Source organism: Primorskyibacter sp. S87 (genome assembly GCF_049801055.1).
Taxonomy (GTDB): Bacteria; Pseudomonadota; Alphaproteobacteria; order Rhodobacterales; family Rhodobacteraceae; genus JBNAGF01.
In genome coordinates, this window is record NZ_JBNAGF010000010.1 from 30,263 (window position 1) to 51,666 (window position 21,404).

The window sequence follows — 21,404 nt, forward strand, 5'->3', positions numbered from 1 at the left end:
TTGGAGGCCGCAGATGTTTAGCAAAATCCTGATAGCCAACCGTGGTGAAATTGCCTGCCGGGTAATGGAAACCGCCGGATCGATGGGGGTTGCAACCGTCGCGGTGTATTCCGGCGCGGACGCACAATCCAAACATGTTACGTTGGCCGATGAGGCGGTTCGTATCGGCGGCCCGGCTCCAGCCGACAGTTACCTGAAGGGTGACGAGATTATCCGGGCAGCTCTGTCAACAGGAGCTCAGGCGATCCATCCCGGTTATGGCTTTCTGTCGGAGAACCCTGATTTCGTTGAGGCGGTTGAAGCCGCCGGGCTGATCTTTATCGGTCCCTCGGCCTCTGCCATACGCAAGATGGGTCTCAAGGATGCGGCCAAGGTGCTGATGGAAGAGGCCGGTGTGCCGGTGGTGCCCGGCTATCACGGTGCCAATCAGGACCCGGAACATCTGTTTGGGGCAGCCGATGCCATCGGTTATCCGGTGCTCATCAAGGCCGTGGCAGGCGGCGGCGGTAAGGGCATGCGCCTTGTCGAACGCCCTGATGATTTCATGGAAGCGTTGAAGAGTGCACAGGGCGAGGCAACGACAGCATTCGGCAACCCGGATGTTCTGATCGAGAAATACATACAGAAACCGCGCCATATCGAGGTGCAGATTTTCGGTGATGGCTCTCAGGCAGTGCATCTCTTCGAACGGGATTGCTCGCTGCAGCGGCGCCACCAGAAGGTGATCGAGGAGGCGCCCGCGCCGGGCATGACCGAGGAAATGCGCGCAGCCATGGGACAGGCCGGGGTGCGGGCTGCCGAAGCCATCGGATACAAGGGGGCAGGCACGGTCGAATTCATTGTCGACGGCAGCAAGGGGCTACGCCCTGACGGCTTCTGGTTCATGGAAATGAACACCCGGTTGCAGGTCGAACATCCGGTCACCGAGTTGATTACCGGCGTCGATCTGGTGGAATGGCAATTGCGCGTTGCGGCAGGTGAGAATTTGCCGGCCGCTCAAGAGGATCTGTCGATCACAGGTCATGCATTCGAGGCCCGGCTCTACGCCGAGGACGTTCCCAAGGGGTTTCTGCCGGCAACCGGCACTCTGACCCATCTCCAATTTCCAAAAATTGCACGGGCTGACAGCGGTGTGCGGGCCGGCGATACCATCAGCCCCTGGTATGATCCGATGATTTCCAAGGTCATCGTGCATGGCTCGACGCGCGAGGTGGCCTTGTCTCGATTGTCCCGGGCGCTCGTTGAAACGCAGGTGGGCGGAACCGTGACAAACCTTGCCTTTCTGGGCGCTCTGGCCGCGCATGAGGGTTTTGCCAAAGGTGAGGTCGATACCGATCTAATCGGCCGGGACCTCGAAACCCTTGTTCTCGAACCCGTTGCCGCGCCACGACACAAGGTGGCAGCGGCAATGCAGGCGCTGGACCTGATTGACGTCGCTCCGGACGCCGGGTTTACCCTGTGGGCGCCGCTTCACCGGGCCGTCGAACTGAAATGGCAAGATGAGATCTGTGCGATCGACGTGCAGGTGGAGGACCAGAACCGACAGACTTGGACAGTTGATGGTCAGTCAGTCATAGCTGAAAAATCGCAGGGTGACTGGCGAATTGACGGGGTCGTTATTCCGGAAACTGCAACATCAGGCTCTCAAATCTCCGTTTTCGACCTGTATGGGTTGATGTTCGAAGTGGTTGATCCGCTTGACCGGGCAGGGTCTGCTGGCGGTGACAGCAATGTTGTCGAAGCACCGATGCCGGGTCTGGTAAAGGCTGTTTTTGCCGAGGCGGGTCAGGCAGTTGCTGAGGGCGACAGGCTGGCCATTCTCGAAGCGATGAAGATGGAGCACGCCCTGCTGGCAGCCCGGGATGGTGTCGTGGCCGAAGTCCTTGCTGCGGCTGGAGATCAGGTCGAGGCCGGTGCCGCGCTGGTGCGATTGGAAGAGGAGTAGGCTTGCCCATTGCTCGACCTCGGCGCAGGCTGGGGTCGGCAAAGAAGCGCAATTGGCGCGGGACGCCGCAAGTGGGAGAGGCATGATGGGCGATCGGGTTGAAATTTTCGAGGTAGGGCCACGCGACGGGTTGCAGAATGAGAAGCGGGAGATCCCGGTTTCGGAGAAGGTTGCACTTGTCGATTGTCTCAGCCGGGCCGGGTTCGGGCGGATCGAGGTCGCCAGCTTTGTCTCTCCGAAGTGGGTGCCGCAAATGGCCGGCTCTGCCGAAGTGCTGTCGGGTATCGCGCGCGCGGATGGTGTTCGCTATGCTGCTCTGGCCCCCAACATGCGGGGATACGAAGACGCCCTTGCAGCCGGGGCGGACGAGATCGCAATTTTCGCGTCCGCCAGCGAAGGCTTTTCCCGTGCCAACATCAATTGCTCCATCGCTGAATCCATCGAACGGTTCGAGCCGGTGCTCGAAGCGGCGCGCCACATCGATCTTCCGGTGCGGGGATATGTCTCCTGCGTGACCGACTGCCCTTATGACGGGCCAACCGCACCGGCACAGGTCGCCGCGGTTGCGGACCGTTTGTTCGCGCTGGGCTGTTATGAGATTTCTCTTGGTGACACGATCGGCAAAGCAACGCCCGACAGCATTGCCCGGATGCTGCTTGCTGTGCGCGAAGCTGTTCCGATCGGGCGGTTGGCCGGTCATTATCACGATACCGCCGGGCACGCGCTGGAGAACATAGATGCTTCGCTTTCGCTGGGAATGCGGGTGTTCGACGCTGCCGTCGGCGGGTTGGGGGGCTGTCCCTATGCACCCGGCGCGGCAGGAAATGTAGCAACCGAGGCCGTTGCCGCACATCTCGAGCGTTTGGGGCACCCGACCGGGCTGGATCTGGCGGTTCTGGAGGAAGCGGCTGGGATGGCGCGGGCCATGCGCTCTGCCTGACGGGTTTCCTGTCAGATGATCTGCTGAACACTGAATGCGTCAAATGGGGGAAGTCAGAATGACATTCGAAACCGTGATCCTTGAAACCGACGCGCGTGGCGTAGCAACCCTAACGCTGAACCGGCCGGAAAAACACAATGCGATGTCAGCGCAGATGCTGAACGACCTGACGCAGGCGGCAGGGCGACTGGCCGGGGACGACACGGTGCGGGTCGTGGTGCTGACTGGCGCGGGCAAGACGTTCTGTGCAGGTGGGGATCTGGGCTGGATGCAGGCACAAATGGCCGCAGATCCCGAAACCCGGTTCCGGGAGGCCCGCAAGCTGGCGGAGATGCTGCAGGCGCTGAATACGCTGCCCAAGCCCTTGATTGGTGCAGTTCAAGGAAATGCCTTTGGGGGTGGTGTCGGCATGGCCAGCGTGTGCGATGTAACGATAGGGGTCGATGACCTGAAGATGGGGCTGACCGAGACAAGGCTGGGGCTGATCCCGGCGACAATCGGCCCTTATGTCGTGGCCCGGATGGGCGAAGCCCGGGCGCGGCGCGTGTTCATGTCGGCCCGGCTGTTTGACGCGGCAGAGGCAGTGAAACTGGGATTGCTAGCCCGGATCGTGCCCGCAAGTGATCTTGCCGAAGCGGTCGAGGCTGAGGTTCTGCCCTATCTTTCCTGCGCGCCCGGTGCGGTGGCGTCGGCCAAGCAACTGGTTCACGATCTGGGCCCGCAAATCGACGATAAGGCGATAGATCATACCATCCGCGCGTTGGTGGACCGGTGGGAAACGGAAGAGGCTGTCGAAGGGATCGCAGCGTTCTTTGACAAGCGCAAGCCGGGCTGGATCGGGTGACCCAGCGGAAAGGGCAACGCATTGGAAAAGATGCAGATGTAATACACCTCCGCCTGCGTCGATTAACGCACGATTCGACTGCTACGCTCGGTTGACCCTATGGGGTGTCAGGAGTAGAGAAAGCTCTAGCCAACATGCCAATTGACGGCGTGTCTCTCGCGGGCACGCAGGAAAGGAGCCACTCGTGGAAGAGCTGTTGCGGGAGTATCTCCCGATCCTGGTGTTTCTGGCCGTAGCCGTCGGCCTCGGCATAGTCCTGATTCTCGCGGCGGTGGTTCTGGCTGTCCGCAATCCCGATCCCGAAAAAGTCAGCGCGTATGAATGCGGGTTCAATGCATTTGATGACGCACGGATGAAGTTCGATGTGCGGTTCTACCTCGTATCGATCCTCTTCATCATTTTCGATCTCGAAATCGCCTTCCTGTTTCCTTGGGCCGTTGGCTTCAAGGACATCAGTGACGTGGGCTTCTGGTCGATGATGGTTTTCCTCGCGGTCCTGACCATTGGATTTGCCTACGAGTGGAAGAAAGGGGCCCTGGAATGGGAGTGACGACAGGTGCCAAAGCTGCTGGTGTGGACAAGGAAGTCGCGACACAGGCGCTGAACTCGGAATTGCAGGACAAAGGATTCCTGCTGACGTCAACCGAGGACATTATCAACTGGGCGCGAACCGGCAGCCTGCACTGGATGACCTTTGGTCTGGCATGCTGTGCGGTCGAAATGATGCATACGTCGATGCCGCGATATGACGCCGAGCGATTTGGCATCGCACCGCGCGCGTCTCCGCGCCAATCCGACCTGATGATCGTGGCAGGAACGCTGACGAACAAAATGGCTCCGGCCTTGCGCAAGGTCTATGACCAGATGCCCGAACCGCGTTACGTGCTGTCCATGGGGTCATGCGCCAATGGTGGCGGCTACTATCACTATTCCTACTCGGTGGTGCGTGGCTGCGACCGCGTGGTTCCGGTGGATATCTATGTCCCCGGTTGCCCGCCGACCGCCGAAGCGCTGCTTTACGGACTGATGCAATTGCAACGCAAGATCCGCCGAACCGGCACCATCGTGCGCTGAGGAGGGACCTGAGATGAGCGAAGCACTCAAGGAACTTGGAACCCATATCGAGCTGAAGCGCCCTGATTGCGTCCTGTCTTGGGACGTCAGCTATGACGAACTGAATGTTGACGTGGCGCCCTCGAACATCGTCGGGTTTGTTGAGTTTCTGAAATCCGACCCAACCTGCAAATTTTCGACGCTCGTCGATATCACAGGTGTCGATTACCCTGAACGGGCCAAGCGGTTTGACGTCGTCTATCATTTCCTGTCGATGTACCAGAACCAGCGCATTCGGTTGCGTGTCTCGATCCGCGAGGATGCGATGGTGCCATCGATTGTGGATGTTCACCCTTCGGCCAACTGGTTCGAACGCGAAGTGTTCGACATGTTTGGCGTCCTGTTCTCGGGTCATCCGGACCTGCGCCGGATTTTGACTGACTACGGCTTTCGCGGCTTCCCGCTGCGCAAGGACTTCCCGACCACCGGCTACACCGAGGTTCGCTATGACGAGGTCGAGAAACGTGTGGTCTACGAACCGGTTTCTCTGGTTCAGGAATACCGGCAATTTGATTTCATGAGCCCTTGGGAAGGTGCGGAATACATCCTGCCAGGGGACGAGAAGCAGGAGGCCAAGTGATGGGTGGTATCTGGTGGCTGATCCTGTCCGCGTTGACGGCGATCCCGATGGTCAAGCTGTTGCCGTTCTTTGGCATCAACAAATACTGGGCCGCTGCCTGTCTCGTGCCTTTCGGTACGATCGTTTTGCTCTGGTGGATGGGCATCAAACTGCAAGAACTGGAGAAGCTGTAATGGTTCCGTTTCCGTTGGAGTTCTTGGGGTTTCTGGCCGCCGCCTTGCTGCTCGGCGCAGTGTCGGTCCCATCAAAAACAAGCGGTGCTGTTGTTCATAGTGCCCGGCATGGAGGTCGCAAATGATGGACGGCTCCAAAGGTTTCGAAGACGCCCTGACCGGCGAACAGAAGATCCGAAATTTCAACATCAACTTCGGCCCGCAGCACCCGGCGGCGCACGGTGTGTTGCGTCTGGTTCTGGAGCTTGACGGCGAGATCGTGGAACGCTGCGATCCACATATCGGTTTGCTTCACCGAGGCACCGAAAAGCTGATGGAAAGCCGAACCTACCTTCAGAACCTGCCGTATTTTGACCGGCTGGATTATGTGGCGCCAATGAACCAGGAACACGCCTGGTGTTTGGCCATCGAAAAGCTGACTGGCACCGAGGTTCCCCGTCGGGGCTCGCTGATCCGGGTTCTCTATTCTGAGATCGGCCGCATCCTGAACCACCTGCTGAACGTCACCACGCAGGCAATGGACGTAGGCGCGCTGACACCGCCGCTTTGGGGGTTCGAAGAACGCGAAAAGCTGATGATCTTCTATGAACGGGCCTGCGGTGCTCGTCTTCATGCAGCCTATTTCCGGCCCGGTGGCGTGCACCAGGATCTGCCGCCAGAACTGCTCGACGATATCGAGGCGTGGAGCCACGAATTCCCCAACGTGCTGGACGATATTGACGGGCTGCTGACCGAAAACCGCATTTTCAAGCAGCGCAACGCCGATATCGGCATCGTGACCGAGGAAGATGTCCAGCTCTACGGCTTCTCCGGGGTGATGGTGCGCGGCTCGGGCTTGGCCTGGGATCTGCGCCGCGCGCAGCCCTATGAGTGCTACGACGAATTCGAGTTCCAGATCCCCGTGGGCAAGAATGGCGATTGCTATGACCGCTACCTTGTCCGCATGGAGGAAATGCGCCAATCGCTGTCGATCGTCCGTCAAGCCATCGCCAAGCTGCGCGAAACGCCCGGCGACGTACTGGCGCGCGGCAAGATCACCCCGCCGAAACGGTCGGACATGAAGACCTCGATGGAGAGCTTGATCCACCACTTCAAGCTATATACCGAGGGTTTTCACGTTCCCGAAGGCGAGGTTTATGCCGCAGTCGAGGCCCCCAAGGGCGAGTTCGGCGTATATCTCGTGGCCGATGGCTCCAACAAACCCTATCGCTCCAAGATCCGTGCACCGGGATACCTTCACCTGCAGGCGATGGATCATGTCGCCAAGGGCCATCAGCTGGCAGATGTCGCTGCGATCATCGGCACAATGGATGTCGTGTTTGGAGAAATCGACCGGTGACACGATCCTCCTCCCCGAAACCCCGTCTGACGTCGAACGTGCTTCTGGCCGGCTCGACGCTGGTCGCCGCATTTTTCGTGGCGGCGCAGGCGTGGTACGCGAGGGTGGCGTATGTCGAAGCGGCCGAAACCCGGCTGCTTGAGAAAAAGCTGGATATCTGTTTCGACAATTTCGATGCCGCGGCCGAGCTTGACACCGCGTTGCGTCAGGTTGCCCCCGGCATGACGCTGGATCAGGAGTGGCCACCACAAATCGTCGTGGAGGATGTTGCACATCTAGCCCGGGTCCAAGCCGATGTCGTGCCGCGCCTGAACCAGCTGGAAAGCGGGCTGGCCAAAGCTTCGATCCTTGGGCCGTTGGACAAACATCGTGCCTATCTGGCGCAGCAATTGCAGGGGCTTTCCAAGCGGCTGCTGGATATTGTCCCGACCCGCATCGGACAGGACAAGATGGACAAGGAAATCGACGGGGTGATGGCCACGTTGAGTGAATTTCTGGGTGCGCAGTATTCGGTTTTTACCGGCTGCCGCCTGGTTGCGGAAGGAAATGCCTGATGTTGCGTCGTCTTCATCCCGAACAACCTGACAGCTTTGCCTTTACCCCGGCCAATCAGGCCTGGGCCGAAGCGCAGGTCACCAAGTACCCCGACGGCCGACAGGCAAGCGCCATCATTCCGCTGCTGTGGCGCGCGCAGGAACAGGAAGGTTGGCTGACCAAACCTGCGATCGAGCATGTCTCGGACATGCTGGGCATGGCCTATATCCGGGCATTGGAAGTGGCGTCGTTCTATTTCATGTTTCAACTGCAACCGGTTGGGTCCATTGCACATATCCAGATTTGCGGCACCACGTCCTGCATGATCTGCGGGGCAGAGGATCTGATCGCGGTCTGCCGTGAAAAGATCGCTGCCAAGCCGCACACGCTGTCGGCGGATGGCAAGCTGAGCTGGGAAGAGGTCGAGTGCCTTGGGTCCTGCACCAACGCGCCGATGGCGCAGATCGGCAAGGACTATTACGAAGATCTGACTGCCGAGAGCTTTGGACGTATTCTGGATGAACTTTCAGCTGGAAGAGTTCCTGTTCCGGGCCCTCAGAATGGCCGCTATGGAGCAGAACCCCTCAAGGGGCTGACTACGCTTACCGACTATGAAAGCGGCAAAACCCAATTCAACGCCTCGGTGCAGCTTGCGACCGACATTGGCGATACCGTCAAGCGCATTGATGGGGACGAAGTGCCTTTGCTGACACCCTGGCTGGACAAGAAGGGCAAGTCGGCAAGCCGCGCTTCGGGCAAAAAGCCTCCGGCAGCCCCGGCCACACCGAAACCTGCTGTGAAACAGTCAGCAGAGGCAAAGAAAGCTGCTGCACTGGCAGCGACCGAAGCCGAACCCGAAACCCTTAGCGCTGCGCGCGACGGTGGGGCGGATGACCTCAAGCTTTTGAAAGGCGTTGGGCCCAAACTGGAAGAAAAGCTGAACGAACTTGGCTTTTTCCACTTTGATCAGATCGCAGCCTGGACACCGGAGCAGGTGGCCTGGGTTGACAGTCGACTGCGCTTCAAGGGGCGGATCGAACGCGACGGATGGATTGAACAAGCAAAGCAACTGGCGTCCGGCAAAGAGACCGAGTTCGCCAAGCGTGCAAAGAAGGACGGTATTTACGAGGACTGAACGGAAGCTGGGAATAGGGAGCCAAGGGGATCATGAGTGACAATCCGAAGAATTCAGGCGTCTGGAAGAAGGCGGCTCTAGGCGGTGCCGGAACGGCAGTGGTTGCTACTCTGATCGGGTCCGGACTTGGGACTGCCGCTGTGGTGGGGCTCGCCGTTACCGGCGGGATTGGCTTCATGCTGGGTCGCCGGCAGGACGAAAGCGCTTCCTCAGTTGAACCCCAACCGGCGGCAGCTCCCGCCGCAGAACCTGCGGCTCCGGAAGGTGACACCGTAGCTGCGGCTGCCGAGACGCCCGCCGATCCGGCTCCCGAACCGACGCCGGCTGAGGCGACGCAACCGATTTCTGCCAGTTCGCTGGTCAAACCCTCAACTCCTTTGCCGGGGCAAGCTGATCTGGCCGCGCGCAAGGGAAGCTGGAAGTACGAAGGATAGGGTCCGGCGTTTCACGCTGGGCCGAAAGCTAGGAACACATGGGCAGCAAGCCGGAACAGAACGTCGCCGCGCAGGATCGTGATGCGATGATCGCCCGAAAGGGGCGCCATGTATCGCTGGTGATCGCCGGCGCAATGGTCCTGTGGCTTGGAGCCCAGTGGCTGGGTGGAGCAATGGGGCTGCCGGGACGGTATGCACTTTTGTTCGATTTCGCCGCTCTCGCCGCGCTGATCTATGCGTTGGTCAATATCTATCAACTCTGGCGTCTGCGCCAGAACAGCCAAGGGTAGGCAGACATGCTGAAGGATCAGGACCGGATCTTTACCAACCTCTACGGGATGCATGATCGCACGCTGAAAGGTGCGCGGGCGCGCGGCCATTGGGACGGCACCTCCGGGATCATCGAAAAAGGACGGGACTGGATCATTCAGACGATGAAGGATTCGGGCCTTCGTGGTCGTGGTGGCGCCGGTTTTCCGACCGGTTTAAAATGGTCGTTCATGCCCAAGGAAAGTGATGGCCGGCCCGCCTATCTGGTGGTGAATGCAGACGAGTCCGAACCGGGCACCTGTAAAGACCGGGAAATCATGCGCCACGATCCGCACACGCTGATCGAAGGCTGTCTGATCGCCTCCTTCGCGATGGGAGCGAACACCTGCTACATCTACATTCGGGGCGAATACATCCGCGAGCGCGAGGCGCTTCAGGCCGCCATCGACGAGGCGTATGACGCCGGGCTGCTGGGCAAGAATGCCGCCGGATCGGGTTGGGATTTCGATCTGTTCGTGCATCACGGCGCAGGGGCCTATATCTGTGGCGAGGAAACCGCGCTGATCGAAAGTCTCGAAGGGAAGAAGGGCATGCCGCGCATGAAGCCGCCTTTCCCTGCAGGCGCCGGGCTTTATGGCTGTCCGACTACGGTCAACAACGTGGAATCCATCGCGGTCGTGCCGACGATCCTGCGAAGGGGGGCCGACTGGTTCGCCGGGTTTGGTCGCCCGAACAATGCCGGTACCAAGCTCTATGGCATTTCCGGGCATGTGAATAACCCCTGCGTTGTCGAAGAAGCGATGTCGATCCCGTTCGAGGAACTTATCGAAAAGCATTGCGGCGGCATTCGTGGTGGATGGGGCAACCTGTTGGCGGTAATCCCCGGTGGTTCGTCCGTGCCCTGCGTGCGCGGAGAGAACATGCGCGATGCGGTGATGGATTTTGACGCGTTGCGCGACGTTGGCTCTTCACTGGGGACTGCCGCGGTGATCGTGATGGACAAGCAGACCGACATCATCAAGGCGATCTGGAGGCTCAGCAAGTTCTACAAGCACGAAAGCTGTGGCCAGTGCACGCCCTGTCGCGAAGGCACCGGCTGGATGATGCGGGTGATGGACCGTCTGGTGAAGGGCGAGGCCGAGATCGAAGAGATCGACATGCTGTTTGACGTGACCAAGCAGGTCGAAGGTCACACGATCTGTGCGCTGGGCGATGCAGCTGCCTGGCCGATCCAGGGCCTGATCCGCAACTTCCGCGAGGAGATCGAAGATCGCATCAAGGCTCAGAAATCGGGCCGCATGGGTGCGATGGCAGCGGAGTAAGCATGATGGAAGCCTTTGCCGCATATTCCCACGCGCTCGCCTCACTGGTGATCTTTACCCTCATCATACTGGCTCTGGCGCCGTTTTCGGCGCTGGCCAAGGGAAACAAGGGGCTCGCGCCGGGTGCGACACCCGAGCAGGACTATTCAGACAAGGCATACCGGCTTAACCGGGCCCATTTGAACGGAACCGAAACCCTTCCTGCCTTTGCTATTACGACGATTGTGGCGATGCTCGCAGGCGCCAGTCCGTTCTGGGTGAACTTTCTGGCCTCGGCTGTGCTGGTGTCGCGGATCGCGATGCTGGTCGTCCATCTACAAGGAATTGGCAAACCTCACAGCGGAGCGCGTTCAGTCTTTTATGTTCTGGGCTGGCTCTGCATGGTCGTCCTTTCCGTAATGGCATTGGTGGCAATCCTGTGAGCGGGCCTGCCGGATATCACCTCGCAGAGCTCAATGTGGGCCGCCTGCTGGCGTCGACCGAAGATCCGCGCGTGGCCGAGTTCATGGAAAATCTCGACCGGGTGAATGGCTTGGGCAAGCGGATGCCGGGTTTTGTCTGGATGATGGAAGGATCGGGAGAGCCGGGGACCGGCAATACCGAGAACGCCATTGGCGATGATCCGCAATTCGTGGCCAACCTTACGGTCTGGGAGAACGTAGAGTGTCTGGAACACTTTGTCTGGGGTACCATCCACAAGCAGTTCTATGAGCGCCGTCAGGAATGGTTCGAAGTGCTCGGCGACCAGCATTTCGTGATGTGGTGGGTGCCGGAAGGACATCACCCAACGCTGGATGAAGCCCTGGAACGGCTGGAACACCGAAAATCTGGCGGTGACAGCGAGCATGCATTCGGCTGGGCTTATCTTGAGGCCGCAAGTCGGTGGCGCAATCACGGATGCACTGTGGAGGCCGCGGAATAGCATGAAAACCCAATTGACACTGGCTGCGGCGGCACTGGTCTTGGCGGGCACGCTTGGATGCACGCGCCCTGAGAACCGCGTTCTGTTTGACGGATTGTATTTCCCGAGCAAATCGAAAGCCGTGGACAAGAAAGTTTCGCGCGCCGAGTTCACCGCCACAGTGAACAAGGTCTCACAGTCTTTCGACTCCGCGCGCAAAGCGGCGGAGTATGAGGGTATTCGTTACTGCATCGTCAACTACGGCACTTCACGGATTGACTGGCTCGTCGGTCCGGACACCGATCCTGCCCAATTGAGGATCGAGAAGGACTCGCTGACCTATCAGGGGACATGCAAGTCGGTATGAGCGGAACAATGACATATGCCCACAGACCACGAGGCGCGTTATTGCATAGCGCCCGGCGGTTCAGCCGTTCTGGAGTTGCCAGAACGGAAAGGGATGTCATGTTTCAGAACAGTTTTCGATTGCCGGCATTGGCGGTTTTGGCCTTGGCGCTGGCGTTTGCCACAACAGGGGCTGCCGCCAAGACACCGATGCGCGATGTACCGGAGATTGCCGACGGTATTTTCACGATCGTGGTTGCCAATCAGATCCGCCGCAAATGCGATGATATCGACGGACGCTTGTTCAAGGGGATTGGCGAAATTCGCCGGCTGCGCGCGCGCGCCAACGAGCTTGGCTATTCCGACACTGAAATTCGCGCGGTGCTCGATTCTGACGCGGAAAAGGCGCGGATGATCGAGCGCGGAAAGAAATACATGGCCCAGAAGGGGCTGAACTACGACACGCCGGGTGATCTCTGCAAGCTTGGCCGGCTGGAAATTCAGAATAACAGCGCGATTGGCGCGCTTTTGAGGGCGAAATAGATCATGTCTGACCTTCGCAAGATCAATATCGACGGTACCGAGATCGAAGTGGACGGGGCAATGACCCTGATTCAGGCCTGCGAGGTTGCAGGTGTTGAGGTGCCGCGATTCTGCTATCATGAGCGGCTTTCGATTGCCGGCAACTGCCGCATGTGCCTTGTCGAGGTCGTGGGCGGCCCTCCGAAGCCTGCCGCGTCCTGTGCCATGCAGGTGCGGGATTTGCGCCCCGGTCCGGAAGGGCAGGCCCCCGAGGTCAAGACCAACTCGCCGATGGTCAAAAAAGCGCGCGAGGGCGTGATGGAGTTCATGCTGATCAACCATCCGCTGGATTGCCCGATCTGCGATCAGGGTGGCGAGTGCGATCTACAGGATCAGGCGATGGCTTACGGGCTGTCTGGCACCCGTTTCAAGGAAGCAAAGCGGGCGGTGGACGATCTCGATCTCGGGCCGCTTGTCTCGACGGCGATGACCCGCTGTATCTCTTGCACCCGCTGCGTGCGTTTCACTACCGAAGTGGCGGGCATCAACCAGATGGGTCAGACCGGGCGCGGCGAAGATGCCGAGATCACCTCCTATCTGAACCAGACATTGGATTCGAACCTGCAAGGCAACATCATCGACCTGTGCCCGGTTGGTGCGCTGACCAGCAAACCTTATGCCTTCACGGCGCGTCCATGGGAACTGACCAAGACCGAAAGCATCGACGTGATGGATGCCCTTGGTTCAAACATCCGCGTGGACACCAAGGGGCGCGAAGTGATGAGAGTGCTGCCGCGCAATCATGACGGTGTGAACGAAGAGTGGATCTCGGACAAGACCCGTTTCATCTGGGATGGTTTGCGCCGGCAGAGGCTCGACCAACCCTATGTGCGCGAGAACGGCAAGCTGCGTCCGGCAAACTGGGCCGAGGCGCTGGGCATTGCTGCCAAGGCGTTGAAAACCGCCAAAAGACCTGCGGGTCTGGTGGGCGACCTTGCACCTGTCGAGGCCGCTTTTGCGTTGAAACAGTTGATTGAGGGGCAGGGCGGTATCGTCGAATGCCGAACCGACGGAGCACGCCTGCCGGCGGGAAATCGGGGCGCCTATGCAGGAACGGCCAGTATTGAGGATATCGACAGCGCCGAACGGATCCTTTTGATCGGCACGGATCCGAGAAACGAGGCGCCGGTTCTGAATGCCCGAATTCGCAAAGCTTGGATTGCAGGGGCCGAGGTAGCGCTGGTCGGTCCGGCCGTCGATCTTACCTACGACTATCATCACATGGGAGATGACCGCGACGCACTGCAAAAGGTTGTCGATTTGGGTGGCTCCGAAGACATCAAGGGCAAACGTTCGCTGGTCATCGTCGGGCAGGGTGCTTTGCAGGAAGCAGACGGTGCGGCTGTTTTGGCAGCAGCGCAAGCCATTGCATCCAATACAGAAAGCGGGTTTCTGATGCTTCATACCGCTGCTTCGCGTGTTGGAGCGATGGACGTGGATGCGACCAATGAGGGCGGCATGGATTCGGTCGGCGAGGCTGACGTCATCTACAACCTTGGCGCTGACGAAGTGGAGATCGGCGACGGTTCCTTTGTGATCTACCAAGGTAGCCACGGCGACCGGGGTGCTCATCGCGCGGACGTGATCCTGCCGGGCGCTGCCTACACGGAAGAAAGCGGTCTTTTCGTCAACACCGAAGGCCGCCCACAACTCGCGCAGCGCGCTGGATTCGCCCCGGGAGAAGCCAAGGAAAACTGGGCAATCCTCCGGGCTTTGTCGTCCGAACTGGACGCCGTTCTGCCCTATGACTCGCTTGCGCAACTGAGGCAGGCACTGGTCAAGGCCGTCCCGCACCTGGGCCGTATCGATGAGGTTTTGGAAAACGCAGTGACCCTGCTCGAGGCTGGTCCGCTTGGCAAGGCCAGTTTTCGTCCGGCGATCCGGGATTTCTACCTGAGCAACCCGATCGCCCGGGCCTCAGAGTTGATGGCAGAGCTTTCTTCTGCGGCAAAGGCGCGTGACAACGGGAAGATCGCCGCCGAATGAACCGATTTGCCCTGATAACCCCGCTGCTGATCGCAGCCTGTGCCGAAACCGGCACGGAAACAGAGGATTTGCCCTTCCTGCCTGAATACATGGGTGTGGAAACCGCGCTTCTCGAAGGGGATCTGGTACAATTCGACGTTAAAATGAAAGGCGCGCGCGACGGCAAGGACGTAGATGCCTATGCCCAGTGTGCGGCTGCGCAATATGCGTTGATCCGAGGCTACGGTTTCGCGCGTCATTTGCGCACGCAAGTGAAGGAAAAGGGTGGCGTTTGGAGTGCGGATGCTGTCTACACCATCTCGCCATCCCTTCCGGCAGGACTGGAACCTCTCGACGCCGAGGTCGTGGTTCAGAACTGCTCGGCAAACGGAATACCCACGGTGTGAGGACCTATGGCTGATTTCTTTAACACCCCCGGCGGCATCGCGGTGCTCATCCTGGCGCAGGTTTTGGCGGTTGTCGCCTTCGTCATGATTTCACTGCTTTTTCTGGTCTATGGTGATCGCAAGATCTGGGCCGCGGTGCAGATGCGGCGGGGTCCGAACGTGGTGGGTGTCTATGGCATCCTGCAATCGGTTGCTGATGCGCTGAAATACGTGGTCAAAGAGGTGGTCATTCCCGCAGGGTCCGACCGGACCGTGTTCATCCTCGCGCCGCTGACTTCGTTCGTTCTGGCGATGATCGCCTGGGCGGTGATCCCGTTCAGTGACGGCTGGGTTCTAAGCGACATCAACGTGGCGATCCTCTATGTCTTCGCGGTCTCCTCGCTTGAGGTCTATGGTGTGATCATGGGCGGTTGGGCGTCCAACTCGAAATATCCTTTCCTCGGGTCCTTGCGGTCGGCAGCCCAGATGATCTCCTACGAGGTCTCGATCGGTTTGATCATTATTGGTGTGATCATCTCGACGGGCTCGATGAATTTCGGTGACATCGTGCGCGCGCAGGACGGCAATCTGGGGCTGTTCAACTGGTACTGGCTGCCGCATTTCCCGATGGTGTTCCTGTTCTTCATCTCGGCGCTGGCCGAAACCAACCGGCCGCCGTTTGACCTGCCCGAAGCGGAATCCGAATTGGTTGCAGGTTATCAGGTGGAGTATTCCGCCACACCGTTCCTGCTGTTCATGGCCGGTGAATATATCGCGATCTTCCTCATGTGCGCGCTGACGTCGCTGCTGTTTTTTGGCGGCTGGCTGTCGCCGATCCCGGGCCTGCCCGACGGCGTGCTCTGGATGGTCGGAAAGATGGCGTTCTTCTTCTTCATCTTCGCAATGGTCAAGGCGATCACCCCGCGTTACCGCTATGACCAACTGATGCGGCTGGGCTGGAAAGTCTTCCTGCCCTTCTCGCTGGGATGGGTGGTGTTCGTATCCTTTGCGGCAAAATTCGACTGGTTCTGGGGTGCATTCGCACGCTGGAGCACGGGGGGCTGATCATGGCAAACATCGACTATACCCGCGCGGCAAAATACTTCCTGCTTCAGGATTTCTGGGCTGGGATGAAACTGGGGCTGAAGTACTTCTTTGCGCCGAAGGCCACCCTGAACTACCCGCATGAAAAGGGCCCTCTGTCGCCACGGTTCCGAGGCGAGCATGCGCTCCGCCGCTACCCTAACGGCGAAGAACGCTGTATCGCCTGCAAGCTCTGCGAGGCGATCTGTCCGGCGCAGGCGATCACCATCGATGCCGAACCGCGCGAAGATGGCAGCCGCCGCACCACGCGGTATGACATCGACATGACCAAGTGCATCTATTGCGGTTTCTGTCAGGAAGCCTGCCCGGTCGATGCGATTGTCGAGGGGCCAAATTTCGAGTTTGCCACCGAAACCCGTGAAGAGTTGTTCTATGACAAGGAAAAACTCCTGTCGAACGGCGAACGTTGGGAGGCAGAGATTGCCCGCAACCTCGAACTGGATGCGCCGTACCGATGACAGATGCCCCGAAAAACCCGTTCGAGCTGATGATGCAGCAGGCGCAGGACATGGCCAAGGCCTTCAACCCTGCGCTTGAAACCTTTTCGCCCGCCGAGGCCATGAAAGGGTTCGAGGCACTTTGGCCGACCATGCCGAAAGAGGTCATGGAGATGATGTTCGGCAACACGGTCAACAAGGACGGGCTGGATGCCAAGACCCGGCTGCTGCTGACACTGGCCGGCCTGACAATGCAGGGCGCACAGGCGGATACGCCCGTGCGCCAGACAGTGCGCCACGCGATCGAAGCTGGCGCACGGAAACAGGAGATCGTGGAGACGATCGGTCAGATGTCGGTCTTTGCCGGCATCCCGGCCATGACCCGCGCCATGGAACTGGCGCAGGAGGTCATGGGTTCAGACGAGGAAGACGAGACATGAGCGTATTTGCCTTCTACCTCTTCGCCATCAGTGCCATCACCGGCGGGCTGTTCACCGTTATCAGCCGTCAGCCTGTGCATTCGGTGCTGTGGCTGATCCTGGCCTTCATTTCTTCGGCCGGGCTTTTCGTTCTGCTCGGAGCAGAGTTCGTCGCGATGCTGCTGATCATCGTCTATGTCGGCGCGGTCATGGTGCTGTTTCTATTCGTGGTGATGATGCTCGATGTGGACTTCGCCGAGTTGAAGGCTGAAATGGCGCGCTACATGCCGCTGGCTCTTCTGATTGGCCTTGTGATCCTGATGCAGTTCACCATGGCGTTCGGGGTTTGGGAAAGCGCCCATGCCGCCGAAGAGCTGCGGGCACAAGTGATCCCAACAGACCGGCACAACACTGAGGCGCTCGGCGTCATCCTATACGATCAATACTTCCTTTTGTTCCAGCTGGCGGGCCTGATCCTGCTGGTGGCCATGATTGGCGCCATCGTGCTGACCCTGCGCCACCGCACCGACATCAAGCGTCAGGACATCATTGCCCAGATGATGCGTGATCCTGCCCAGGCGATGGAACTCAAGGACGTCAAACCGGGGCAGGGGCTGTAAGAGCATGATCGGACTTGAACATTATCTGACGGTCGCGGCGACGCTGTTCGTCATCGGCATTTTCGGGCTCTTCCTGAACCGCAAGAACGTGATCATCCTGCTGATGAGCATCGAACTGATGCTGTTGGCGGTGAACATCAATCTTGTGGCCTTCTCGTCTTTCCTCGGGGATCTGGTGGGGCAGGTCTTTACTCTCTTCGTGCTGACCGTCGCCGCAGCCGAGGCTGCCATCGGACTTGCGATCCTGGTCTGTTTCTTCCGCAATCGCGGAACGATCGACGTCGAAGACATCAACGTGATGAAGGGGTAACCAGATGGAAACTATCATCGTCTTTGCCCCGCTGGTCGGCAGTCTGATCTGCGGCTTCGGATACAAGTATATCGGCGAGAAGGCCGGGATGTGGACGGCGACGGGCCTGCTGTTCCTCGCCTGCCTGCTGAGCTGGATCGTCTTCTTTTCCTTCGACGGCGTGACCCAGCAGATCCCGGTTCTGCGCTTCATCGAGAGCGGCTCGCTGGCAACCGAATGGGCGATCCGGCTCGACCGGCTGACTGCCATCATGCTGATCGTTGTGACCACAGTTTCCGCGCTCGTTCATCTCTACAGCTTTGGCTACATGGCCGATGATCCGCAGTGGAAAGAGGGCGAAAGCTACAAGCCACGTTTCTTTGCCTATCTCAGCTTCTTCACCTTCGCGATGCTGATGCTGGTGACCTCGGACAACCTCGTTCAGATGTTCTTCGGCTGGGAAGGCGTGGGCGTCGCCTCCTACCTGTTAATCGGGTTTTACTATCGCAAACCGTCGGCCAATGCCGCGGCGATCAAGGCTTTCGTGGTAAACCGCGTGGGGGATTTTGGATTTGCCTTGGGCATCTTCGCGCTGTTCTTTCTGGTCGACAGCATCAACTTTGATGATGTTTTCGCGGCAACCCCGACCATCGCCGAGACACAGCTGACCTTCCTCTGGGGCGAATGGAACGCTGCCAACCTGATCGGTGTGCTTCTGTTTATCGGCGCTATGGGCAAATCTGCACAGCTGATCCTGCACACTTGGCTACCGGACGCTATGGAAGGCCCGACCCCCGTTTCGGCGCTGATCCACGCCGCGACCATGGTGACCGCGGGTGTGTTCCTCGTTTGTCGGATGTCGCCGCTCTATGAATTCGCACCGCAGGCCACGGCCTTCATCACCGTGCTGGGTGCAACCACCGCCTTTTTCGCCGCTACGGTGGGACTGGTTCAGACCGACATCAAACGGGTGATTGCTTACTCGACCTGTTCCCAGCTTGGTTACATGTTCGTTGCCGCCGGTGTCGGCATGTATTCTGCGGCGATGTTCCACCTGTTCACACACGCGTTCTTCAAGGCGCTTTTGTTCCTTGGTGCCGGTTCGGTCATCCACGCGATGCACCATGAGCAGGACATGATGAACTACGGGGCGTTGCGAAAGAAGATCCCGTATACATTCTGGGCGATGATGATAGGCACGCTGGCCATCACCGGTGTCGGCATTCCGTTGACCACGATTGGCTTTGCCGGCTTCCTCTCGAAGGACGCTATCATCGAAAGCGCCTATGCAGGCGGGTCGGGCTATGGCTTCTGGCTTCTGGTGATCGCGGCTGCAATGACGTCGTTCTATTCGTGGCGGTTGATTTTCCTGACGTTCTACGGAAAGGCCCGGGGCGACAAACATACCCATGATCATGCGCACGAAAGTCCCAGGACCATGCTCATTCCGCTGGGCGTGCTAAGTGCCGGTGCCGTTTTCGCGGGCATGATCTGGTACAGCCAGTTCTTTGGCCATGCGGATCAGGTCGGCAAGTTCTATGGCATCCCCGTGGCCGAGGCGGCTGCCGACGGACTCGGCGAAGCGCATGGTGCGTCTGGAGGCGATGAAGTCTCTGAGAACAAGACGGCAGATGATCATTCCGACGATCACGCCGCCGACGGAGGCGATCATGGCAAAGATCCGGGTGAGCACCACTATGTGTTTGCCGGCAAACCGGGCGAGGGTGCGCTTTATATGGCACCCGACAACCACATCCTCGAAGACGCACATGCCGCGCCGAAATGGGTAAAGGTGTCTCCGTTTATCGCGATGCTGCTTGGTCTGGGTTTGTCTTTCTGGTTCTACATCGTCAATCCGGCAATCCCGGCTCGTCTCGCAGAGAACCAGCGCCCGCTGTATCTGTTCCTCAAGAACAAATGGTATTTCGACGAGATCTACGACGCGATTTTCGTGAAGCCGACCATGGCTTTGGGTCGCTTTCTCTGGAAGCGCGGCGATGGCAACACCATTGACGGCTTCCTGAATGGGCTCGCGATGGGGGTTGTTCCCTTCTTCACGCGGCTCGCTGGCAAGGCTCAGTCCGGATACATCTTTACTTACGCCTTCTGGATGGTGCTGGGCATTGCGGCCCTTGTCACCTGGATGTCGATCGGCGGAGGAGCGCACTGATGGACAATATCCTTTCCATTGTCACCTTCATTCCCGCCCTCGCGGCGCTGGTACTTGCCGTGTTCCTGCGCGGCGATGATGAAGCAGCGCAGCGCAATGCGAAATGGGTGGCTTTGACCGCAACCACCGTGACATTCCTCGTTTCGATCGGGATCTACACCGGGTTCGACCCGTCCAATACCGGGTTCCAGTTCGTAGAAGAAAGCGAATGGCTGCTTGGTCTGAAATACAAGATGGGTGTGGACGGCATCAGCGTTCTCTTTGTCCTGCTGACGACTTTCATCATGCCGCTGACCATTCTGGCTAGCTGGGAGGTCACAGACCGGGTCAAGGAATACATGATCGCCTTCCTGCTGCTGGAAACGCTTATGCTGGGCGTGTTCATGGCGCTGGATCTGGTGCTGTTCTACCTTTTCTTCGAAGCAGGCCTGATCCCGATGTTCCTGATCATCGGGATCTGGGGCGGCAAGGATCGGATCTATGCAAGCTTCAAGTTCTTCCTCTACACGTTCTTCGGTTCGGTGTTGATGCTTGTGGCGATGGTCGCCATGTACGCAGATGCTGGCACCACTGACATCGAGGCGCTCCTGTCGCACAGCTTCTCGTCCGCGACGCTGAATATTCTGGGCTTCCAGATTATCGGCGGCATGCAGACGCTGATGTTCCTCGCGTTCTTCGCATCCTTTGCCGTCAAGATGCCGATGTGGCCTGTCCACACATGGTTGCCCGATGCGCACGTTCAGGCGCCCACAGCCGGGTCGGTCGTGCTGGCAGCGATCTTGCTGAAGATGGGCGGCTACGGCTTCCTGCGGTTCTCGCTGCCGATGTTTCCAGTGGGGTCGGACCTGCTGGCTCCGCTGGTGTTGTGGATGTCGGCAATCGCCGTGGTCTACACCTCGCTGGTGGCGCTGGTGCAGGAAGATATGAAGAAGCTGATCGCCTATTCGTCCGTTGCCCATATGGGGTTCGTGACGATGGGGATTTTCGCGGCAAACCAACAGGGACTGGATGGGGCGATTTTCCAGATGCTGAGCCATGGCTTCATCTCGGCTGCCCTCTTCCTTTGTGTAGGCGTCATTTATGACCGGATGCATACAAGGGACATTGACGCCTATGGCGGGCTTGTGAACCGGATGCCGGCTTATGCGCTTGTGTTCATGTTGTTCACCATGGCCAATGTCGGCCTTCCGGGCACGTCCGGTTTCATCGGCGAATTCCTGACCCTGATGGGGGCGTTTCAGGTCAACACATGGGTAACAGCGGTTGCTGCGACCGGTGTTGTCTTCTCGGCGGCCTACGCGTTGTGGCTGTATCGCCGGGTGGTGTTTGGCGATCTGATCAAGGAAAGTCTGAAGACTATAACCGACATGACCCTGCGGGAGCGGGCCGTGTTTGCGCCGCTGATTGCCATGACGCTGTTGCTGGGGGTTTACCCGTCGCTGGTCACTGACATCATCGGGCCCTCGACCGAGGCGCTTGTTTCGAACATCGATACCGGACTGGCGGCTGCCGAAAAATCGGCAACCGTCCAGGTCGCGTCGCACTAAGGGAGCCGTG

26 protein-coding genes are annotated in these 21,404 nt (G+C 59.0%); all 26 read left to right on the forward strand.

The features are described 5' to 3' along the window. Positions 1 to 13: 13 nt before the first annotated feature. The 26 genes from ACP15U_RS15965 (at position 14) to ACP15U_RS16090 (ending at position 21,394) form a co-directional block, all read left to right on the forward strand. On the forward strand, positions 14 to 1,945 hold the full coding sequence (locus ACP15U_RS15965; RefSeq protein ID WP_425046150.1) for an acetyl/propionyl/methylcrotonyl-CoA carboxylase subunit alpha: 1,932 nt from the start codon (positions 14 to 16) through the stop codon (positions 1,943 to 1,945). A gap of 85 nt (positions 1,946 to 2,030) precedes the next feature. Then, entirely contained in the window at positions 2,031 to 2,885 is an 855-nt protein-coding gene (locus ACP15U_RS15970) for a hydroxymethylglutaryl-CoA lyase (RefSeq protein WP_425046151.1), read from the forward strand. A gap of 58 nt (positions 2,886 to 2,943) precedes the next feature. Beyond that, a complete protein-coding gene (locus tag ACP15U_RS15975; protein ID WP_425046152.1) occupies positions 2,944 to 3,729 on the forward strand; it encodes a crotonase/enoyl-CoA hydratase family protein in 786 nt (261 codons plus the stop codon). A 184-nt stretch (positions 3,730 to 3,913) separates the two neighbouring features. Continuing rightward, positions 3,914 to 4,279 carry an NADH-quinone oxidoreductase subunit A gene (locus tag ACP15U_RS15980; protein ID WP_170451948.1) on the forward strand — a complete coding sequence of 122 codons (366 nt, stop codon included), beginning with the start codon at positions 3,914 to 3,916 and terminating at the stop codon, positions 4,277 to 4,279. Then, complete coding sequence (locus tag ACP15U_RS15985; RefSeq protein WP_425046153.1) at positions 4,270 to 4,803, forward strand: NuoB/complex I 20 kDa subunit family protein; 534 nt, start codon at positions 4,270 to 4,272, stop codon at positions 4,801 to 4,803. Before ACP15U_RS15980 ends, ACP15U_RS15985 begins: the two co-directional genes overlap by 10 nt. 13 nt (positions 4,804 to 4,816) lie before the next feature. Then, positions 4,817 to 5,422: an NADH-quinone oxidoreductase subunit C gene (locus ACP15U_RS15990; protein ID WP_425046154.1), complete on the forward strand. Its 606-nt coding sequence runs from the start codon at positions 4,817 to 4,819 to the stop codon at positions 5,420 to 5,422. Then, complete coding sequence (locus tag ACP15U_RS15995; protein WP_425046155.1) at positions 5,422 to 5,595, forward strand: hypothetical protein; 174 nt, start codon at positions 5,422 to 5,424, stop codon at positions 5,593 to 5,595. Before ACP15U_RS15990 ends, ACP15U_RS15995 begins: the two co-directional genes overlap by 1 nt. A 124-nt stretch (positions 5,596 to 5,719) precedes the next feature. Continuing rightward, entirely contained in the window at positions 5,720 to 6,934 is a 1,215-nt protein-coding gene (locus ACP15U_RS16000) for an NADH-quinone oxidoreductase subunit D (RefSeq protein WP_425046156.1), read from the forward strand. Then, positions 6,931 to 7,488, forward strand: coding sequence for a hypothetical protein (locus ACP15U_RS16005; RefSeq protein ID WP_425046157.1), 558 nt, complete (start codon positions 6,931 to 6,933; stop codon positions 7,486 to 7,488). Before ACP15U_RS16000 ends, ACP15U_RS16005 begins: the two co-directional genes overlap by 4 nt. Beyond that, positions 7,488 to 8,603: an NADH-quinone oxidoreductase subunit NuoE gene (gene nuoE, locus ACP15U_RS16010; RefSeq protein WP_425046158.1), complete on the forward strand. Its 1,116-nt coding sequence runs from the start codon at positions 7,488 to 7,490 to the stop codon at positions 8,601 to 8,603. The genes ACP15U_RS16005 and nuoE overlap by 1 nt, the downstream gene beginning before the upstream one ends. A gap of 32 nt (positions 8,604 to 8,635) precedes the next feature. Beyond that, positions 8,636 to 9,037: a hypothetical protein gene (locus tag ACP15U_RS16015; protein ID WP_425046159.1), complete on the forward strand. Its 402-nt coding sequence runs from the start codon at positions 8,636 to 8,638 to the stop codon at positions 9,035 to 9,037. Between the two features lie 38 nt (positions 9,038 to 9,075). Further along, positions 9,076 to 9,327: a DUF5337 domain-containing protein gene (locus tag ACP15U_RS16020; RefSeq protein ID WP_425046160.1), complete on the forward strand. Its 252-nt coding sequence runs from the start codon at positions 9,076 to 9,078 to the stop codon at positions 9,325 to 9,327. A 6-nt stretch (positions 9,328 to 9,333) separates the two neighbouring features. Further along, entirely contained in the window at positions 9,334 to 10,629 is a 1,296-nt protein-coding gene (gene nuoF, locus ACP15U_RS16025) for an NADH-quinone oxidoreductase subunit NuoF (RefSeq protein ID WP_425046161.1), read from the forward strand. 2 nt (positions 10,630 to 10,631) lie between these two features. Beyond that, entirely contained in the window at positions 10,632 to 11,051 is a 420-nt protein-coding gene (locus tag ACP15U_RS16030) for an MAPEG family protein (protein WP_425046162.1), read from the forward strand. Further along, positions 11,048 to 11,551 carry a DUF3291 domain-containing protein gene (locus ACP15U_RS16035; RefSeq protein ID WP_425046163.1) on the forward strand — a complete coding sequence of 168 codons (504 nt, stop codon included), beginning with the start codon at positions 11,048 to 11,050 and terminating at the stop codon, positions 11,549 to 11,551. The genes ACP15U_RS16030 and ACP15U_RS16035 overlap by 4 nt, the downstream gene beginning before the upstream one ends. Position 11,552: 1 nt before the next feature. Further along, positions 11,553 to 11,897 carry a hypothetical protein gene (locus ACP15U_RS16040; RefSeq protein WP_425046164.1) on the forward strand — a complete coding sequence of 115 codons (345 nt, stop codon included), beginning with the start codon at positions 11,553 to 11,555 and terminating at the stop codon, positions 11,895 to 11,897. Positions 11,898 to 11,995: 98 nt separating this feature from the next. Further along, positions 11,996 to 12,418: a DUF5333 domain-containing protein gene (locus ACP15U_RS16045; protein ID WP_425046165.1), complete on the forward strand. Its 423-nt coding sequence runs from the start codon at positions 11,996 to 11,998 to the stop codon at positions 12,416 to 12,418. Positions 12,419 to 12,421: 3 nt separating this feature from the next. Then, positions 12,422 to 14,443, forward strand: coding sequence for an NADH-quinone oxidoreductase subunit NuoG (nuoG, locus tag ACP15U_RS16050; protein ID WP_425046166.1), 2,022 nt, complete (start codon positions 12,422 to 12,424; stop codon positions 14,441 to 14,443). Further along, positions 14,440 to 14,829, forward strand: coding sequence for a hypothetical protein (locus tag ACP15U_RS16055; RefSeq protein ID WP_425046167.1), 390 nt, complete (start codon positions 14,440 to 14,442; stop codon positions 14,827 to 14,829). Before nuoG ends, ACP15U_RS16055 begins: the two co-directional genes overlap by 4 nt. 6 nt (positions 14,830 to 14,835) lie before the next feature. Then, positions 14,836 to 15,873 (forward strand): NADH-quinone oxidoreductase subunit NuoH, encoded by a 1,038-nt coding sequence (nuoH, locus tag ACP15U_RS16060; protein WP_425046168.1) that lies wholly within the window; start codon positions 14,836 to 14,838, stop codon positions 15,871 to 15,873. Between the two features lie 2 nt (positions 15,874 to 15,875). Next, positions 15,876 to 16,370, forward strand: coding sequence for an NADH-quinone oxidoreductase subunit NuoI (gene nuoI, locus ACP15U_RS16065; protein WP_425046169.1), 495 nt, complete (start codon positions 15,876 to 15,878; stop codon positions 16,368 to 16,370). Continuing rightward, entirely contained in the window at positions 16,367 to 16,789 is a 423-nt protein-coding gene (locus ACP15U_RS16070) for a carboxymuconolactone decarboxylase family protein (RefSeq protein WP_425046170.1), read from the forward strand. Before nuoI ends, ACP15U_RS16070 begins: the two co-directional genes overlap by 4 nt. After that, complete coding sequence (locus ACP15U_RS16075) at positions 16,786 to 17,388, forward strand: NADH-quinone oxidoreductase subunit J (RefSeq protein ID WP_425046171.1); 603 nt, start codon at positions 16,786 to 16,788, stop codon at positions 17,386 to 17,388. The genes ACP15U_RS16070 and ACP15U_RS16075 overlap by 4 nt, the downstream gene beginning before the upstream one ends. A 4-nt stretch (positions 17,389 to 17,392) precedes the next feature. Continuing rightward, positions 17,393 to 17,698, forward strand: a complete 306-nt coding sequence (gene nuoK, locus ACP15U_RS16080; RefSeq protein ID WP_425046172.1) for an NADH-quinone oxidoreductase subunit NuoK — start codon at positions 17,393 to 17,395, stop codon at positions 17,696 to 17,698. 4 nt (positions 17,699 to 17,702) lie between these two features. Further along, the gene (gene nuoL / locus ACP15U_RS16085; protein WP_425046173.1) at positions 17,703 to 19,847 is read left to right on the forward strand and encodes an NADH-quinone oxidoreductase subunit L; all 2,145 of its coding nucleotides are present in this window, start codon (positions 17,703 to 17,705) and stop codon (positions 19,845 to 19,847) included. After that, entirely contained in the window at positions 19,847 to 21,394 is a 1,548-nt protein-coding gene (locus tag ACP15U_RS16090; protein ID WP_425046174.1) for an NADH-quinone oxidoreductase subunit M, read from the forward strand. The genes nuoL and ACP15U_RS16090 overlap by 1 nt, the downstream gene beginning before the upstream one ends. Positions 21,395 to 21,404 lie beyond the last annotated feature (10 nt).

Bases quoted from the DNA above. Each gene is read 5' to 3' on its own strand.
- ACP15U_RS15995 (WP_425046155.1), top strand. From the start codon at position 5,422: ATGGGTGGTATCTGGTGGCTGATCCTGTCCGCGTTGACGGCGATCCCG.
- ACP15U_RS16075 (WP_425046171.1), top strand. From the start codon at position 16,786: ATGAGCGTATTTGCCTTCTACCTCTTCGCCATCAGTGCCATCACCGGC.
- nuoI (WP_425046169.1), top strand. From the start codon at position 15,876: ATGGCAAACATCGACTATACCCGCGCGGCAAAATACTTCCTGCTTCAG.
- ACP15U_RS15970 (WP_425046151.1), top strand. From the start codon at position 2,031: ATGGGCGATCGGGTTGAAATTTTCGAGGTAGGGCCACGCGACGGGTTG.
- ACP15U_RS15975 (WP_425046152.1), top strand. From the start codon at position 2,944: ATGACATTCGAAACCGTGATCCTTGAAACCGACGCGCGTGGCGTAGCA.
- ACP15U_RS16055 (WP_425046167.1), top strand. From the start codon at position 14,440: ATGAACCGATTTGCCCTGATAACCCCGCTGCTGATCGCAGCCTGTGCC.
- ACP15U_RS16070 (WP_425046170.1), top strand. From the start codon at position 16,367: ATGACAGATGCCCCGAAAAACCCGTTCGAGCTGATGATGCAGCAGGCG.
- ACP15U_RS16015 (WP_425046159.1), top strand. From the start codon at position 8,636: ATGAGTGACAATCCGAAGAATTCAGGCGTCTGGAAGAAGGCGGCTCTA.
- nuoF (WP_425046161.1), top strand. From the start codon at position 9,334: ATGCTGAAGGATCAGGACCGGATCTTTACCAACCTCTACGGGATGCAT.
- nuoK (WP_425046172.1), top strand. From the start codon at position 17,393: ATGATCGGACTTGAACATTATCTGACGGTCGCGGCGACGCTGTTCGTC.
- ACP15U_RS15965 (WP_425046150.1), top strand. From the start codon at position 14: ATGTTTAGCAAAATCCTGATAGCCAACCGTGGTGAAATTGCCTGCCGG.
- ACP15U_RS16045 (WP_425046165.1), top strand. From the start codon at position 11,996: ATGTTTCAGAACAGTTTTCGATTGCCGGCATTGGCGGTTTTGGCCTTG.
- ACP15U_RS16090 (WP_425046174.1), top strand. From the start codon at position 19,847: ATGGACAATATCCTTTCCATTGTCACCTTCATTCCCGCCCTCGCGGCG.
- nuoL (WP_425046173.1), top strand. From the start codon at position 17,703: ATGGAAACTATCATCGTCTTTGCCCCGCTGGTCGGCAGTCTGATCTGC.
- ACP15U_RS16030 (WP_425046162.1), top strand. From the start codon at position 10,632: ATGATGGAAGCCTTTGCCGCATATTCCCACGCGCTCGCCTCACTGGTG.
- ACP15U_RS16020 (WP_425046160.1), top strand. From the start codon at position 9,076: ATGGGCAGCAAGCCGGAACAGAACGTCGCCGCGCAGGATCGTGATGCG.
- ACP15U_RS15985 (WP_425046153.1), top strand. From the start codon at position 4,270: ATGGGAGTGACGACAGGTGCCAAAGCTGCTGGTGTGGACAAGGAAGTC.
- nuoH (WP_425046168.1), top strand. From the start codon at position 14,836: ATGGCTGATTTCTTTAACACCCCCGGCGGCATCGCGGTGCTCATCCTG.
- ACP15U_RS16000 (WP_425046156.1), top strand. From the start codon at position 5,720: ATGGACGGCTCCAAAGGTTTCGAAGACGCCCTGACCGGCGAACAGAAG.
- nuoE (WP_425046158.1), top strand. From the start codon at position 7,488: ATGTTGCGTCGTCTTCATCCCGAACAACCTGACAGCTTTGCCTTTACC.
- ACP15U_RS15990 (WP_425046154.1), top strand. From the start codon at position 4,817: ATGAGCGAAGCACTCAAGGAACTTGGAACCCATATCGAGCTGAAGCGC.
- ACP15U_RS16040 (WP_425046164.1), top strand. From the start codon at position 11,553: ATGAAAACCCAATTGACACTGGCTGCGGCGGCACTGGTCTTGGCGGGC.
- nuoG (WP_425046166.1), top strand. From the start codon at position 12,422: ATGTCTGACCTTCGCAAGATCAATATCGACGGTACCGAGATCGAAGTG.